The following is a 15,468-nucleotide window of genomic DNA, read 5'->3' as shown; positions in this document are numbered from 1 at the left end:
TAATTTACATCTAGTTAAAACTCACCTTCCAATATATGGTACAGGCGTTCAAATTTCTGGAAGTTCTTCATATATACGGCGTGATTCTCTTCACTCGGTTTGTAATAGTACTCGGTATCTTGTGTTCCCTCTGTTTGCTTGTTTTTTACGGAAGGCTCCCCTCGCTGTATACCCAATGCTTCCAAGCCTATCAATGCTGCTCCCCATGCAGAGCTTTCTACCGTATTTTTGGTGAATACAGGTTTATTGAAAATGTCTGCAAGCATTTGCAGCAACAACGATGAACGTGCTAAGCCGCCGCTTGCAAAGATCGTATGAATGGGGCCAGTATTCTCCTCTAATGCGATTCCTACACTGTAAATTGCAAACAACATCCCTTCCATCATGGCCCGCGCAAAGTACGCCCTGCCATGATGGAGCTGTATTCCAAAATAAACGCCTTTTGCATTGGAATTCCAATGTGGTGCCCGTTCACCAGTTAGATAGGGCAAGAATATCAAGCCCTCTGCCCCGGGAACGACGGAGTCGACCAAAGCATTTAACGCAGCAGAAGAATCTTCATCCGTTTCCGTTTGGGTAAATTCATGCAAAAAATTATCTCGAAACCAGTTGCGTAATACACCGCCATTGTTAACCGCGCCACCAATTATATATTCATTTGGCCTCAGTAGGTAGGTAAATAGCCTTTGTTTTTTTTCTTGATTTGCCTGCGAACTTGCTACACGAATAGCACCACTGGTACCGACAGTTATCGAAGCCACCCCAGGACTAATAGCCCCTACCCCCAGATTAGCCAAACAACCATCGCTACCACCTATAACAAAAGGGGTATCTGCAGGGATCTGCATCAAGGCCGCAATTTCTCGGTTAGGCATATTTAAAATATAGTCGACCGGAACTGGTGATGCTAGTTTCTCTTCCGATATGCCCGTCAATCTTAACGCCTGATCAGACCACCTTAGCTGATGTATGTCGAAAAGCCCTGTTGCAGATGCAATGGAATGATCGACCACATAAACTCCAAAGAGCCTGTAAAAAAGAAATTCTTTGATCCCGATAAACTTGTGCGACTGAGCAAATAATTTTTGATCGTTGGACTTTATCCACATTAATTTGCAAAGCAAAGACATGGGATGTATTGGTGTGCCCGTCTGCTGGTACAACAGCCTGCCCGCCTCACTTGCCTGCAAGGCAACCGCAATATCCTCGCTTCTGCGATCTGCCCATATCATGCAATTGCTAAGTGGCTTGCCCACCGAATCAACAGCGATCAGTCCGTGCATAGCACTGCTCACTGAAATACATACGGGTTTCGGTATCTCGGCACTAGATTGCTTTAAGCCAATCATTACATGTGCAATAGACTCAATACATGCGCCGTAAACAATCTCCGGATCTTGCTCATACCAGCCTTCCGACGGGTTTAATATGGGATAAGGTATACTATGCTGCGACAAGATGTTACCTTCGTTGTCAAATGCAACAGCTTTCGCAGATGATGTCCCAATGTCTAATCCAATGATCATAAATAAAATTGATGTTTAGAAGAGTTCAATATACGGATTATCTGTTGGTTTACAACAAAAGACTCAATACCAGCGAAGTAATTGAAGCGAGAAAAGCGCCTCATACCGATCTGCTGATAATTGTCTTTCATAGTATCAACAAAAATGGTAAACTTCAACTTAGAAAAAAACGGTATCAAACGATGAGTATAGATAAAATGAATAACTACGATTTTGGAATAGTTGGACTCGGCGTAATGGGACGTAATTTATTGCTGAACATCGCCGACAACGGTTTCGCGAGGTATTGAAAGATGCTATCGCAAACGGGATACCTGTACCCGGATACGTAAACGCACTTTCTTATTTTGATGCCTACCGGTCCGAAAAATTACCTACAAATATTATACAAACACAACGAGACTATTTTGGCGCACATACCTATGAATGTATTGATCAGGAAGGTATCTTTCACACACTTTGGGATTAAGGGACAAAAGCTTGAAAATTCGATTTAATCTTCGTTTTAAACGCTAAAAAGCGGCTTTTTTATATAAAGCCGCTTTTTATAACTGAGCCTCCTATCGGGATGAACCAATGACCTACTACTGATTACAAGTCAGTTGCTCTACCAGCTGAGCTAAGGAGGCTTCGTTTACAGATAAAGTTTCTGATTTCTGTGCTGCAAATATCGGGATTTGAACAAAAACTTGTAGCGTATGTTATATGAGATAGACTAACAGCATACGTTTACACTTCGTTGATTTAGATGTTATCGTTCAATATCCTTTAAGCTGCTCATTTTCTTATATTCCAAGAATCCTTTGATATCCTCAAAATGTTCACGGACACGCTTATTTCCAAACTCAAATACTTTTTCTGCTAAGCCGTCCAAAAAGTCCCGGTCGTGTGAAACAAGGATCAATGTACCATCAAAATCCTTTAAGGCATCTTTGATAATATCTTTGGTTTTCATGTCCAAATGGTTGGTAGGCTCATCGAGAATCAACACATTCACTGGCTCCAAAAGAAGTTTTATCATGGCCAAACGAGTTCGCTCTCCACCAGATAATACCTTTACCTTTTTAGTCGTGTCATCACCACTAAACATAAAAGCACCCAAGAGATCTTTCATTTTAACACGCACATCGCCTATTGCAATTTGATCGATGGTATCAAAAACAGTCAATTCACCATCAAGCAATGCCGCCTGATTTTGGGCAAAGTAACCGATCTTGGCGTTATGCCCCACCTTCAATGTACCTTCAAAATCTATTTCACCCATAATCGCTTTGATCATGGTCGATTTACCCTCTCCATTTTTACCGACAAAGGCAACTTTTTCGCCACGTTCAATCACCATATTGGCTTTATGGAATACCACATGCTCATCATAAGCCTTGGTAAGATCCTCCACAATGACAGGGTATTGACCCGATCGAGGTGAAGGTGGAAATTTCAGGCGCAGCGCCGAAGTATCTACTTCGTCAATTTCGATAACTTCCAGCTTTTCCAACATCTTTACGCGCGACTGCACCTGTAGAGTCTTCGAGTAAGTACCTCTGAAACGATCAATGAATTCCTGATTGTCAGCAATAAAACGTTGTTGCTCCTCATAAGCTTTCAATTGATGCTGACGTCTTTCCTGACGCAACTCCAAATAATGGCTATACTTGGCTCTATAATCATAGATACGGCCCATCGTTACCTCGATGGTACGGTTGGTTATATTATCAACAAAGGCTCTATCGTGTGAAATAACAATAACTGCCTTGGCAGAATTGACAAGGAAATCCTCCAGCCATTGGATACTCTCGATATCCATGTGGTTGGTTGGCTCATCCAACAAAATCAGATCCGGTTTCTTCAATAGTATTTTGGCAAGCTCGATACGCATACGCCACCCCCCGGAAAACTCCGAAGTCTGTCTGGTAAAGTCAGAACGCTCGAAACCAAGCCCCTTCAACACCTTTTCTACTTCTGCATCGTAATTGACCTCTTCGATTGAATAAAACTTCTCGCTTAGTTCCGACACCCGCTCGATCAATTGCATATAATCATCCGACTCATAATCTGTACGGATATTCAATTGCTCGTTCAGCTGCTCCAATTCATCCCGCATTCCATAAACCTCTTCAAAAGCCTTCGAGGTCTCCTCAAAGACCGTCACATGATCCTGCGTCAGCAAATGTTGCGGTAGATAAGCAATGACGGCATCTTTTGGCCCCGCCACATTACCTGTCGTAGGTTTACCCACTCCAGCGATAATTTTCAACAGGGTAGATTTACCAGCACCATTCTTACCCATCAATGCAATCTTATCATTCTCATTGATCGAGAAAGATACATCCGAAAAAAGAGTCGTTCCCCCAAAGGAAACAGAAATATTATTTACGTCAATCACTGTATGTACACTTAAATTTGCCACAAAGATAAGCGAATCAATCTTATAAATATACAATGGATCATTTTTGTGTATCTTTGCGCCATGCGTTTTGATATTATTACGGTCCTACCAGACCTTTTGGAAAGTCCATTTGCACACTCTATTTTGCAACGTGCAAAGAATAAAGGCCTCGCGGAGATATATGTACACAATTTAAGAGATTACTCAACAAATAAGCACAAAAGTGTGGACGATTACCCCTATGGCGGCGGCTCCGGCATGGTACTACAGATCGAACCCTTCGCTAAGTGTATTGAACAATTGCAAGCCGAACGGACATACGATGAAATCATCTATATGACTCCCGATGGAGAAACCTTCAATCAGGATATTGCAAATGGGCTCTCGACAAAAAGTAACATGATGATTCTCTGTGGCCACTACAAAGGTATAGACCAACGCATCAGAGATATATATGTGACAAAGGAAATCTCTATAGGTGATTATGTGCTGTCCGGAGGCGAACTTCCAGCGGCAATTGTTACAGACGCCATCATCCGTTTGATCCCCGGAGTTCTATCGGACGAAACCTCTGCGCTTTCAGATTCTTTTCAGGACGGATTGTTGGATGCACCGATCTATACACGCCCTGCAGAGTGGAAAGGGCACAAAGTACCCGATATTTTACTCAGTGGACATGAAGCAAAAATTGCTGCATGGAAGGACGAACAACAGCTAAAAAGAACACAAGAACGACGCCCTGATTTATTAAATGATTAAGAAATAAGGGGATTTTTTGTTTTTTTATCACAAAAAGTTTGGTTATTTATTTTTTTTTATAAATTTGTGTAATAATGACACGAAGATATACAAATACAAATTGGTGGTGGCCTGAAGCAATAAGCATCGGGAATCAATTGGTATTGTCATAATATTTCATAATCAACCAAAACCATTTGTGGAAATTCCAAACCCGATGCTAACCAGTATCGGGTTTTTTTTGTATAAAATTTATCATAACGAAGAAAAGAATAAAATGAAGTATAAATTCAAAACACAGAGCAGAAAGTTGCTTGCCGACACAACAACACCGGTGAGTATTTATCTTCGATTAAGGGATATCTTTCCAAATTCACTCTTATTGGAAAGCTCCGACTACCATAGCCGTGACAACAATATCAGCTATATCTGTTGCCAGCCCATTGCAGGGATTCAACTAGATGAGCGAGAGTTAATATTAACCTATCCCGGAAAAGAACGAATTGTAAAAAATGCACAAGAAATAGAATTACGTCAGGAGGTATCCGATTTCAGGAATTCTTTTGAAGATTCTACGATAGCCGAACTGAACCTAATCTCCAACGGTCTATTTGGCTACTTTACATTTGATTGCATCGAACATTTTGAGGATATCAAACTGACGACACCCGTCGATCCGGCACGGAAAATACCGTTTATGCAGTACCATGTCTACAAGTATGTGATTGCCATCGACCATTTCCGTAATCAGCTTTATATCTTCGAACATCTTTTGGAAGATGAAGAGTCAGAACTGGAACGCATGCAATTCCTGATCCAGAACAAAAACTTCCCAGAGTATACGTTCAAATTGGCCGGAGAGGAAAGTTCCAACCGTACTGATGAAGATCATCGCCAATTGGTGAAAAAGATGAAAGAACATATCCAACGTGGGGATGTCTTTCAAATCGTTCCATCCCGAGGCTTCCGAACACCATTCTCAGGTGATGAATTTAATGTCTACCGTGCATTACGTTCCATTAACCCCTCGCCTTACCTATTCTATTTTGATTATGGTGACTTTAAACTATTCGGTTCATCGCCTGAGGCACAATTGCGCATCCATGGCAAGCAGGCTACGATCTTCCCGATTGCCGGAACATTCAAAAGAACCGGAAACATGGAGGAAGACCAAAAGATTGCCTCTAGGCTAAAACAGGATCCGAAAGAAACCTCCGAACATGTGATGTTGGTAGACCTTGCACGTAATGACCTGAGCAGACACTGTACACAGGTTAAAGTAGAATCCTATATGGAACCACAATACTACTCGCATATCATCCATTTGGTATCGAAGGTAACAGGGGTATTAAAAGATAATATCAATCCATTCGACATTGTAGGCGACACCTACCCTGCCGGGACGCTCTCTGGAGCTCCAAAACACATGGCATTGACACTCATTGACCGCTACGAGGGATTGCAACGTTCGTTCTACTCCGGAGCGATTGGCTTTATGGGCTTCAATGGCGATTTCAATCATGCCATCATGATTCGTTCATTCCTCAGTAAACAAAACACCTTGCACTATCAAGCTGGTGGTGGAATTGTATTGGACTCTGACCCTGAAATGGAACTTCAGGAAGTCAACAATAAAATAGCTGCTTTGCGAAAAGCATTACAATTAGCAGAAACGTTATGATCAGACCATTAGAATACTGTGTCAATACACAACATATCAATGTTTCGATAGACACCATCGACAACCGCATCGTTGAATTGCTGGCTTTGCGGAAGACCTATCTCAATAAGGCAAAAGTATTAGATGATCATACCGATGCCGGGCAGCATATTATTAAAAATATCAGCAGCAATCAGGCGACACTGGCAAAGAAATTCGACCTGCCAGTGGAATTTGTTCAAGCGATATTTCAGGAAATAGATAATTACTTTAATCAGGACTATACAACAAGAGGCTATGAGCAACAATAAAATCGTCGTCATTGACAATTACGATTCATTCACCTATAATTTGGTTCATTTGCTACAGGAGTTGGGACAGGACTATGTGGTGTTGAGAAATGATAAATTCAAATTGGAAGAGCTGGAAGCATTCGATAAAATACTTCTTTCCCCAGGTCCCGGGATTCCGGAAGAGGCAGGTCTATTGCTTGACGTGATCCGCACCTATGCTCCGCACAAAAGTATATTGGGCATCTGCCTGGGGCAGCAGGCTATCGCCGAAGTATTTGGTGGCACACTATTTAATATGGAAAAACCGCTGCATGGGGTTGCTACCAACATTATTGTCACTGATGAATCCGAAAAGTTATTCCAGGACTTCCCGAAAGATTCCAAAATAGGACGCTACCATTCATGGGCTGTAAACAAAGAGACATTGCCAAGCACACTTAAAGTGACAGCCGTAGACGAGAATGGCATCATCATGGCACTGACACATACGGAGTATGATGTGCGAGGTATGCAGTTCCATCCGGAATCAGTACTGACAACAAATGGAAAAAAATTAATTGAAAACTGGTTATCTTAATACTCAACACAAAAAATGACGATACTCGATAAAATCATTGAACGAAAAAGAATAGAAGTAGAAAAGGCGAAGGCCTTAGTTCCATTCGAAGAGCTGTTGAACTATCCCTATTTCAATGTAGCCTGTCTTTCTTTACGGGAATCTATATTAGATCCTGAAAAAACAGGGATTATAGCTGAATATAAACGAGCATCACCTTCAAAAGGAGATATCAACAGTACGGCAAAAGTCGAAGATGTTGTCAAGGCTTATGAAGAAGCTGGCGCCTCAGCAGTATCTGTGCTGACCGATGGGGAGTTTTTCAAGGGCAATCTTAAAGATCTTTCCAAAGCAAGGGAAGCAATTAACATCCCTATTTTGCGTAAAGAATTCATTGTCGACAAATATCAGATTACTGAGGCCAAGGCTTATGGTGCCGATGTCATCCTTTTAATAGCGGCCTGCCTCAAAAAGGAAGAAGTTCAGGAGTTTGCCGCCTATGCACATCAGATCGGACTCAATGTATTGCTTGAAGTACACAATGAACAGGAACTTTTGGATAATCTTTTCGACGATATTGATGCCATTGGTGTCAACAATAGAAACTTAAAAGATTTTTCCGTAGATCTAAACCATTCGTACGAGCTTTTGGATAAAATTCCATCCGAATATATTAAAGTTTCTGAAAGTGGCATCTCTGACCCAACGACTATTAAAGCATTGAAAAAGGCTGGTTTCCAAAGCTTTCTAATCGGTGAAAATTTTATGAAAACTGCAGATCCGGGTAAAGCGATCAAGGATTTCGTAAAAGAAATTTAGAAATTATTTAAAACGAATCTAAATAAGCCTATCTTTGCGTCAGAACAAGCAGAGAACTGGTATTTTGGAAAAAGAGTTTTTTATTATAGATAAAGCAGGTTTTGAGCAAATATATCTTCAACACTGGGAAGGTATGTTTGCCTTTTGCCTGAGCAGTATCAAAGATGAGGAGCATTCCAAGGAAATTGTACAGGATGTTTTCAAATCACTTTGGGAGCGACGTGAAGAGCTTCGTCTCATCGAGGTTGAACGGTATCTGATCAGATCAGTAAAGCTCAAAACATTTGAATACATCCGCAATAAAGTATCACGACAACAACACCTAGACAATATTTCAAATACAAGAGAAGAACATTACGTAGATAATTCGCTGATCGCTGATGAACTAGCCAAGAAGATATCAAATCTGATCGATAGTTTGCCCAAGCAATGTAAAAATGTATTTCGCATGAGCAGAGAACAGGGGCTCACCAACAAGGAAATTGCGCATAAGCTCTATATTTCTGAACGAGCGGTAGAATATCATATTTCACGGGCATTAAAAACATTAAAAACAGAACTAACGGAATATATATCCTAAATTTATCTATACAAAAGAAATCCTGTACTTTTGTCAGGAAGTATATCATATGAAAATAGACCATAAACTCATAGAGAAATATCATTTAGGCCAATGCTCTCCCACAGAACAATTTCTAGTGGAGGAATGGTTATTGGATGACACCCTCGAGTCGGAGCCCTTGTCTATTTCCATCACTAAAAAAACAAAATTAGAAACGGATATCTGGGCCGAGCTGAGCAGCCATATTGATCAGTCTGGAGTCCCAACAATAGCTCCTGCTAAAAAATATAACTTTACATATACTGGAATAGCAGCCAGTATCGTACTGTTACTCTGTTTTGGTTTTTATCAATTCAGTCAGGATGCCGAAAAAACTGCCGCCATCTTTGATAACGGAACGAGTGCTGGACTGAAATATATTAACCAAAATAGTTACAATATCATCCTCGGTAAAAATGCACGGGCTGAGATCAATACGGATACCGGGGAATTCAAAACCTCGGGCAATATGATGTTCATTCCCAAAAAAAACTTTGCCTTTAGCTTTTTTGGAACAGATAAAAAGAAGGAACTCAAACATGGGGAAACATATTTTGTATTAAAACCACAAAAAAATGGCAAGCAGGTAATAATCTCTAAATCGGAACTTACCTTTTTAGCCCCTACCATCCAACACGAACTGAAAATACAATTTAATATCATCTAAATAAGAAGATCTTCAATTAGTCCATACACTCATGCTATCCAACCGCTTCACGCTATTCTTATCCTTGTTATTACTTCATTTAGTAATAAGCTGCAGAACAGAAGATGAGGGCAGAAATACCGACGGGAAGTACAGTCTCTATACGATGAATAAAGATCTCGGAAACACGATCATCACCTCAAATACCATTGATAGTGGAAATCTGACCATTTCAAAAAATGGCATAGACATTCCGACACAACAATTCGACCGAAGCATCATTGCTAAGGACAAGCATTTTTATTTTTTAAGAGCGGGAAAATTCAGAAAATATACACTTGAATCAAATGGATTAAAGGAAATTGCACAGTTGGCTATGCAAGATCAGCATATTGAAAATATAAACTGGCTTGATCGAGACACATTACTCCTATTTACTTCGGACAACAAAACAAACCGTCGGCTATGGGTCTATAAAATTACCGTCAACGATTTCAAAATCAACCAACAGCAAGAAGTAAAACTACCTTCAGCCTCAGCGGACTTTAAGATTCTTTCTGTCGGGTTTGGTACCATACATCAACAACAGTTATTGATCGGTTATACCTTTAATAAAGTGATTAATGAGACTGACTTTACCACAATAGATACAATGTATATTGCGACACTGGATAAGAAGACTTTACAATTAGAAAATATACAAAAAGATACTCGTTCCTCTTACCCCGGAGGAGTCAATACTGTTCAATCTTATAGCTTTCATGACGAAAATGGCAATTTCTATTTTATGTCCTGCCCTGGTATAGCATTAGGCAACAGCCCATCAAAACCTACCGCAATTTTCAGAATTGACAACAATTCGCCCCACATCAACCCTACTTATTTTCTTAATCTAACAGCAAAAACGCACAATCACGCTTATGGCATGTGGTATTTGGGCAACAATCAGGCTATCATCCGAAGTGAACGTAGAGATCGCTACACAGACTTTAGTGATCATCATTCCACCTATCAATTTGAGTACTATGTGGTCGATCTTATCAGCCAAACTACGACAAAATTAAACCTACCCTTCGACAAGGGAACACGCAAAGAATCTGTTCTCGTTGAAAATGGGAAAGCCTATATCACAATAGACGATGCAAAGGATCAGCATCAAGTTTGGATCTATGATATCAAATCAAAAGATATTCAGGTTGGTCTTACCCTAGATCAAGCGACTGATTTTATTGTCAGAATAGACCGACTACATTAAATTTCTAACTGATATTCAGTTTATTAAAAAATAATAATTTTTATTTACTTATTTGACCTTCGGTAGATTTAGAGTTACGCAACTTCTCTATGTGTAATTAATCTAAATAAAGTAATGTCAAAATTTAAAGTAGTATGGTTATTCTTTTTCCTAATCATATCATTTCCTTCACATTCCCAACAACTAGCCGAAGTCAAAGGTAATGTTACCAATACATCAAACGAACCTATTCATGGGGCAACAATTGTTCTATCAGGTACAAATAAAGGAGCCAAAGCTGACAAAAATGGTTTTTTCAAAATAAGTGGAATCTCTTTCGGAAATCATCAGGTTACAATTTCCGCGGTCGGATATCAGACTATAAATCGGTCAGTAGCCTGTAGTAAAAATGTTATTGATCTATCCGGAATACAAATGACCCCAGATCAAAAAATCATGGCGGAAGTTGAAGTTATAGGTAGATCCACTACAAGTGAAGTAACACGACAACCTTACAACGTCTCTGCAATAGATGCAAAAAAACTGTACAATACGACTTTAGACATCGGTCAGGCACTTAATAGAGTTTCGGGCGTACGCTTGAGAGAGTCTGGCGGTGTTGGATCAAATATGTCTTTTAGTATTAATGGATTTTCCGGCAATCAGGTGAAATTATTTCTGGATGGTATTCCGATGGACAATTTTGGTTCATCATTTCAATTGAATAATATCCCGATCAATTTTGCCGAGCGTGTGGAAGTGTACAAAGGCGTTGTTCCGGTATGGCTGGGTGGCGATGCCTTAGGTGGTGCTGTGAATATTGTCACCAAAAATGACCCTGGTAAGTACCTTGATGCTTCTTATTCTTTTGGTTCCTTCAACACACATAAAACTGCGGTAAATGCAGGATACATCTCGAATAACGGGTTAACGATGACCTTGTCGGCCTTCCAAAACTATTCGGACAACAATTACTGGGTGAATGTGCGGGCGGCTGATTTTGAAACCGGAAAATATACCAATGGAAGAAGAAGGCGTTTCCACGACACCTACCGAAATGAAACCATGGTTTATAATATCGGAGTCTCCAACAAGAAATATGCAGATCAGCTACTTTTTGGAATAACACTGGGTGAAAACAAAAAAGAAATCCAGACCGGAAACCACATGGACGATGTTTATGGAGGCCGGGAAGCTTTGGGAAATATCATTCAACCCAGTGTAAAATATATCAAAAAAGATCTATTTGTAAAGGGACTAGATGTCAACATATTTGGCCGATACAACCTCGGTAAAGAACGCAGTCTGGATACAGTGAATAGAAGATTTACCTGGTCCGGAGAAAGTGAACCCAAAGATAAAAATAACCCCAATGCTCCCGGAGGTGAAAACGAACTACGCGATTATCGTTTCAACAATAACAATGGCAACTTCATTGCCAACCTCTCCTATGCGATCAATGAAAAACACCATTTTATGGTCAATCACTTATTGACAACGTTTGACCGCAAAGGAAAAGATAAATATTACCCAGATCTCGAAATCAACAAGTTGCCACGAAAAACCACAAAAAATATTACTGCATTAGGTTATCGTACCAACATAGCCGATCAATGGGATTTAAATGTATTTGTAAAAAATTACAATCAAAAAGGTAAATACTTTGAAGAAGTCAAGAAAAATGAAATCTACAAAAATGTAGAAACGACGGTCAATAAATTAGGCTATGGCTTTGCGGCTTCCTACTTTGTCAATCCAACCCTACAATTGAAAGCTTCCTATGAGAAAGCCTCCAGATTACCTGAAAACAACGAATTATTTGGCGATGCACAAGATTTGAGCGCAAATCCAACACTTAAACCAGAGAATAGCCATAACATCAATGTCGGCCTCTCCTACGCAAAAAAATGGAATGAGAATAACCATATCATCATAGATGCTAACTATACCTATAGAAATGCAACTGATTTTATAAGACTCTACATCAGCCCATTAAGCTCAAACAACAAAAGAGAGAGTAAATACCTCAATTTAAGGAGTGTACTCAATAATGGAGTAGATCTTAATCTAAAATATTTCTATAAAAATCAGTTTTCAATCGGTGGTAATCTAACCTACCAAAATATAATTAATAATACGAAATATGAGCCCGGTCAACTCGTAGAAAGCAGTGTTTACAAGGATCGCATGCCTAATATCCCCTATTTATATGGTAATGCAGATGCTGCCTATTATTTGCACCACTTCGGAGGTAAACATAATACATTGACGATCGGTTACAACCTCCAATATATCCATGCTTTCTTTTTGGACTTTCCAAGTTTAGGCACACCAGCACAGCGTTTCATTATTCCCAAACAACTATCCCATGATGTCAACATTGTCTATGCGATGGCTTCAGGAAAATACAATGTTGCGCTGGAATGTAATAACCTAACCGACGCAACACGATACGACAATTTCGAAATGCAGAAACCTAGTCGGTCTTTCAATGTCAAATTCAGATACTTTATACGCAAAAAATAACACACAATTTATTAAATAACTCAAAATGAAAAAGTCAAATTACTTAAGATTGCTTACAGTAGCCTGTGGCGTATTAACAATTACCGCTTGTTCAAAGGACAAGCCTGTTGAAGGAGGAGAAGATTCAGGAAACTCGAAAAAGAAAGAAAAATTTGTCTTTATCGTAACTGGTCAAGGGAGTTCGGAGTCAGGTTCATCAGGTACTTATATTGTTACTACGGATGATGTTAGCCAAGGTAATTTAAGTATTGTAGGTAACGGTATGCCAGCAACAGAATTCTCTTTTATCAATCAAAACAACCATGTTTTTGGTCTGACATACGGTGGCCAAGGCCCGATAACTCCTTATGCTATTGATGCCAAAGGCGATCTGCAAAGACTTAAAGATGACCAGGTAAATGCCGAAACCGCAGGTATCTATGGTAATTTCGGTGATAAAAATGTGATTTTAGGGACAACCAACCGAAGTATCGTAAACCCAGTTGCGACGCTAAGAAACTATGATGCTCAAAATTTCTCCATCGCCAACAAAAACACGGTCGATCTTTCCAAAGTATTGGGCGGCAAACGCATGGCGATCTGGACAGGTGTATTCCAAGTAGGTAATAAGGTCTATATTCCTTTCCAATCTGGAGATGGTTCAAATAACTGGGGTGGAAATTTTACGACGACCGACACGACCTATATCGGTATCTTCTCTTATCCTGAACTTAAATTTGAAAAAACAATCCGTGATGGAAGAGGTTCCCATATCGGAAACTGGTTTGCTCAACAAGGTTTAGCAGTAGACGATAAAGGTGATGCATATGTATGGTTCTCGGCAAATGAAGCATCATTGGCTACAAAAAATAAATCTGGATTCCTGAGAATCAAAAAAGGAACGGATGAATTTGATAAAGATTATTATTTCGATATCGAATCTCTTGGAAAGGGTAAAATAGCAAGAGGTAGTTATCTCAAAGACAACAAATTTTTAATGACGATCTACAACAAGGGTGAACAGTCCGAAGGTGTAGGCGGTGGTCTTGTCAAATTATATATCGTAGATATACAGACCAAAAAAATGACAGAAATCATAGAGATTCCTTCACATGAACAACAAGGTTATAAAGATGTCGTATATGTTGACAAAGGTGGCGCTAAGGCTTACTATACCTGTCAGGATAAAGACGACAAACAATATTACACCTATATCATTGATATCAACAACGCTACAGCAAAAAGAGGGTTGAAATTTACTGGAATATCCCAAGTATCATCAATGAGCAAAATCAGTTATTAATCATCCGCAATGATCCGATCTGCCGACCAACATGTGCAGATCGGATTATAAAAAAACGTTTCCCATTATGCTCAGTAAAATTAATGCCTGGCTACACCTTTGGTTAGGAATCGCTGCGGGTATTCCTGTTATCATCTTAGGAATTACAGGCTGCGTACTTGTCTTTGAACATGATATCAAAGAATTAACCACAAACTATATTCAGGTCACAGCTCAAAAATCAGAAGAACAGCTTCCCCCATCTGCGATCTATAAATCTGTTAAAGCGATGCTTCCCGATTATGAAATTGCGAGCTCATGGTATTATGGTCTCGACAAATCAGTCAAAGTAAGTCTAGATCACTCTGACAGTCTTGTCTATGTAAACCCTTATACAGCCGAAGTGCTGGCGATTGTCAACCATGAGGATTTTTTCCATTTCATGGATGAAGGGCATCGTCATCTTTGGATGCCCACAAAAATAGGCAGGCAGGTCGTTGGCTGGAGCACCTTTATCTTTTTCATACTGCTGATCACAGGCCTAGTATTATGGTGGCCAAAGAAGTGGAACCGTAGATCAAGAGAACAGAGTTTTACCATTAAATGGAAAGCTAAATTTAAACGTGTCAATTATGACCTCCACAACGTATTGGGTTTCTATGCGCTAACGATCGCATTCGTCATGTGTTTTACAGGGCTCATCATGAGTTTTCCCTGGGTCCGCAGTTCTGTGGTTTGGATGACGGGAGGCTATCCCAACAAACCAAAAACGGAAAAGAATAATAAACCTGAGCTTCCGGATCAGCCGTTAAATGATGCGTTGGTGGTCGCCGATCAAATCTGGTATAAAGTGCGTCATGAATATGCAAAATTCAACAAAGAAGCTGTTATTGTCCACTATCCCGAAAAAGAAGATAAAGCGGTGTATGCCTGTACGGACATGACCAACGGAAGCTGGAGAGACCTTAATTTTGATCGCAATACACTGGAACTCACCGGCCGCAAGCAAGGCCCAATCGATGAAGCCAATACCACGGAATGGCTCATGCGTTCCAATTACGCCCTGCATACCGGTTTTATCGGTGGAATGACCACCAAAATAATTTACTTCATCGCATCGCTTATCTGCACGACTCTACCTATAACAGGATTCTACATCTGGTGGGGAAAGAAAAAAAAGTCAACAAAAAAAACAAGACGTCCACAATTAGCAACAACTTAA

15 protein-coding genes and 1 tRNA gene are annotated in these 15,468 nt (G+C 39.9%); 13 read left to right on the top strand and 3 right to left on the bottom strand.

Annotated elements, in window-relative coordinates; genetic code table 11:
• Positions 1–14: 14 nt before the first annotated feature.
• The gene (locus tag LC454_RS21195) at positions 15–1,526 is read right to left on the bottom strand and encodes a gluconokinase (RefSeq protein WP_223584446.1); all 1,512 of its coding nucleotides are present in this window, start codon (positions 1,524–1,526) and stop codon (positions 15–17) included.
• Between the two features lie 11 nt (positions 1,527–1,537).
• Between LC454_RS21195 and LC454_RS21190 the strand changes: the two genes are divergently transcribed.
• Together LC454_RS21190 and LC454_RS21185 are read left to right on the top strand one after the other, a co-directional pair.
• The gene (locus LC454_RS21190) at positions 1,538–1,816 is read left to right on the top strand and encodes a hypothetical protein (RefSeq protein WP_223584444.1); all 279 of its coding nucleotides are present in this window, start codon (positions 1,538–1,540) and stop codon (positions 1,814–1,816) included.
• Entirely contained in the window at positions 1,813–1,995 is a 183-nt protein-coding gene (locus LC454_RS21185; protein ID WP_262903126.1) for a hypothetical protein, read from the top strand. Before LC454_RS21190 ends, LC454_RS21185 begins: the two co-directional genes overlap by 4 nt.
• Before the next feature lie 85 nt (positions 1,996–2,080).
• On the opposite strand, the gene LC454_RS21180 is transcribed toward LC454_RS21185, so the two are convergent.
• Both LC454_RS21180 and LC454_RS21175 read right to left on the bottom strand, forming a co-directional pair.
• Positions 2,081–2,155, bottom strand: a tRNA-Thr gene (locus LC454_RS21180).
• Positions 2,156–2,277: 122 nt separating this feature from the next.
• The gene (locus LC454_RS21175) at positions 2,278–3,909 is read right to left on the bottom strand and encodes an ABC-F family ATP-binding cassette domain-containing protein (RefSeq protein WP_104385401.1); all 1,632 of its coding nucleotides are present in this window, start codon (positions 3,907–3,909) and stop codon (positions 2,278–2,280) included.
• Between the two features lie 84 nt (positions 3,910–3,993).
• On the opposite strand from LC454_RS21175, the gene trmD reads away from it, so the two are divergent.
• From trmD to LC454_RS21120, 11 genes are all read left to right on the top strand, one after another.
• Entirely contained in the window at positions 3,994–4,671 is a 678-nt protein-coding gene (gene trmD / locus LC454_RS21170; RefSeq protein WP_223584442.1) for a tRNA (guanosine(37)-N1)-methyltransferase TrmD, read from the top strand.
• A 256-nt stretch (positions 4,672–4,927) separates the two neighbouring features.
• Positions 4,928–6,331, top strand: coding sequence for an anthranilate synthase component I family protein (locus LC454_RS21165; protein ID WP_223584439.1), 1,404 nt, complete (start codon positions 4,928–4,930; stop codon positions 6,329–6,331).
• Positions 6,328–6,621, top strand: coding sequence for a chorismate mutase (locus tag LC454_RS21160; RefSeq protein ID WP_120261797.1), 294 nt, complete (start codon positions 6,328–6,330; stop codon positions 6,619–6,621). The genes LC454_RS21165 and LC454_RS21160 overlap by 4 nt, the downstream gene beginning before the upstream one ends.
• Positions 6,608–7,180 (top strand): anthranilate synthase component II, encoded by a 573-nt coding sequence (locus LC454_RS21155; RefSeq protein WP_223584437.1) that lies wholly within the window; start codon positions 6,608–6,610, stop codon positions 7,178–7,180. Before LC454_RS21160 ends, LC454_RS21155 begins: the two co-directional genes overlap by 14 nt.
• Positions 7,181–7,195: 15 nt before the next feature.
• A complete protein-coding gene (gene trpC, locus LC454_RS21150; RefSeq protein WP_223584435.1) occupies positions 7,196–7,978 on the top strand; it encodes an indole-3-glycerol phosphate synthase TrpC in 783 nt (260 codons plus the stop codon).
• A 34-nt stretch (positions 7,979–8,012) separates the two neighbouring features.
• Positions 8,013–8,558 (top strand): RNA polymerase sigma-70 factor, encoded by a 546-nt coding sequence (locus tag LC454_RS21145; RefSeq protein WP_223584429.1) that lies wholly within the window; start codon positions 8,013–8,015, stop codon positions 8,556–8,558.
• A 49-nt stretch (positions 8,559–8,607) separates the two neighbouring features.
• Positions 8,608–9,246, top strand: coding sequence for a hypothetical protein (locus tag LC454_RS21140; RefSeq protein ID WP_223584428.1), 639 nt, complete (start codon positions 8,608–8,610; stop codon positions 9,244–9,246).
• A gap of 145 nt (positions 9,247–9,391) precedes the next feature.
• The gene (locus tag LC454_RS21135; RefSeq protein WP_223584427.1) at positions 9,392–10,480 is read left to right on the top strand and encodes a DUF4374 domain-containing protein; all 1,089 of its coding nucleotides are present in this window, start codon (positions 9,392–9,394) and stop codon (positions 10,478–10,480) included.
• A 114-nt stretch (positions 10,481–10,594) separates the two neighbouring features.
• Positions 10,595–12,985 carry a TonB-dependent receptor gene (locus LC454_RS21130; protein ID WP_223584426.1) on the top strand — a complete coding sequence of 797 codons (2,391 nt, stop codon included), beginning with the start codon at positions 10,595–10,597 and terminating at the stop codon, positions 12,983–12,985.
• Between the two features lie 25 nt (positions 12,986–13,010).
• The gene (locus LC454_RS21125; protein ID WP_223584425.1) at positions 13,011–14,267 is read left to right on the top strand and encodes a DUF4374 domain-containing protein; all 1,257 of its coding nucleotides are present in this window, start codon (positions 13,011–13,013) and stop codon (positions 14,265–14,267) included.
• A 67-nt stretch (positions 14,268–14,334) separates the two neighbouring features.
• The gene (locus tag LC454_RS21120) at positions 14,335–15,468 is read left to right on the top strand and encodes a PepSY-associated TM helix domain-containing protein (RefSeq protein ID WP_223584424.1); all 1,134 of its coding nucleotides are present in this window, start codon (positions 14,335–14,337) and stop codon (positions 15,466–15,468) included.

The organism is Sphingobacterium sp. GVS05A, from assembly GCF_019969845.1.
Classification (GTDB): domain Bacteria; phylum Bacteroidota; class Bacteroidia; order Sphingobacteriales; family Sphingobacteriaceae; genus Sphingobacterium.
This window is presented reverse-complemented; position numbering and strand designations above follow the sequence as displayed.

Coding starts and splice junctions, on each gene's coding strand:
- LC454_RS21195 (WP_223584446.1), bottom strand. CDS start 1,526: ATGATCATTGGATTAGACATTGGGACATCATCTGCGAAAGCTGTTGCA.
- LC454_RS21190 (WP_223584444.1), top strand. CDS start 1,538: ATGTTTAGAAGAGTTCAATATACGGATTATCTGTTGGTTTACAACAAA.
- trmD (WP_223584442.1), top strand. CDS start 3,994: ATGCGTTTTGATATTATTACGGTCCTACCAGACCTTTTGGAAAGTCCA.
- LC454_RS21165 (WP_223584439.1), top strand. CDS start 4,928: ATGAAGTATAAATTCAAAACACAGAGCAGAAAGTTGCTTGCCGACACA.
- LC454_RS21160 (WP_120261797.1), top strand. CDS start 6,328: ATGATCAGACCATTAGAATACTGTGTCAATACACAACATATCAATGTT.
- LC454_RS21155 (WP_223584437.1), top strand. CDS start 6,608: ATGAGCAACAATAAAATCGTCGTCATTGACAATTACGATTCATTCACC.
- trpC (WP_223584435.1), top strand. CDS start 7,196: ATGACGATACTCGATAAAATCATTGAACGAAAAAGAATAGAAGTAGAA.
- LC454_RS21140 (WP_223584428.1), top strand. CDS start 8,608: ATGAAAATAGACCATAAACTCATAGAGAAATATCATTTAGGCCAATGC.
- LC454_RS21135 (WP_223584427.1), top strand. CDS start 9,392: ATGAATAAAGATCTCGGAAACACGATCATCACCTCAAATACCATTGAT.
- LC454_RS21130 (WP_223584426.1), top strand. CDS start 10,595: ATGTCAAAATTTAAAGTAGTATGGTTATTCTTTTTCCTAATCATATCA.
- LC454_RS21125 (WP_223584425.1), top strand. CDS start 13,011: ATGAAAAAGTCAAATTACTTAAGATTGCTTACAGTAGCCTGTGGCGTA.
- LC454_RS21120 (WP_223584424.1), top strand. CDS start 14,335: ATGCTCAGTAAAATTAATGCCTGGCTACACCTTTGGTTAGGAATCGCT.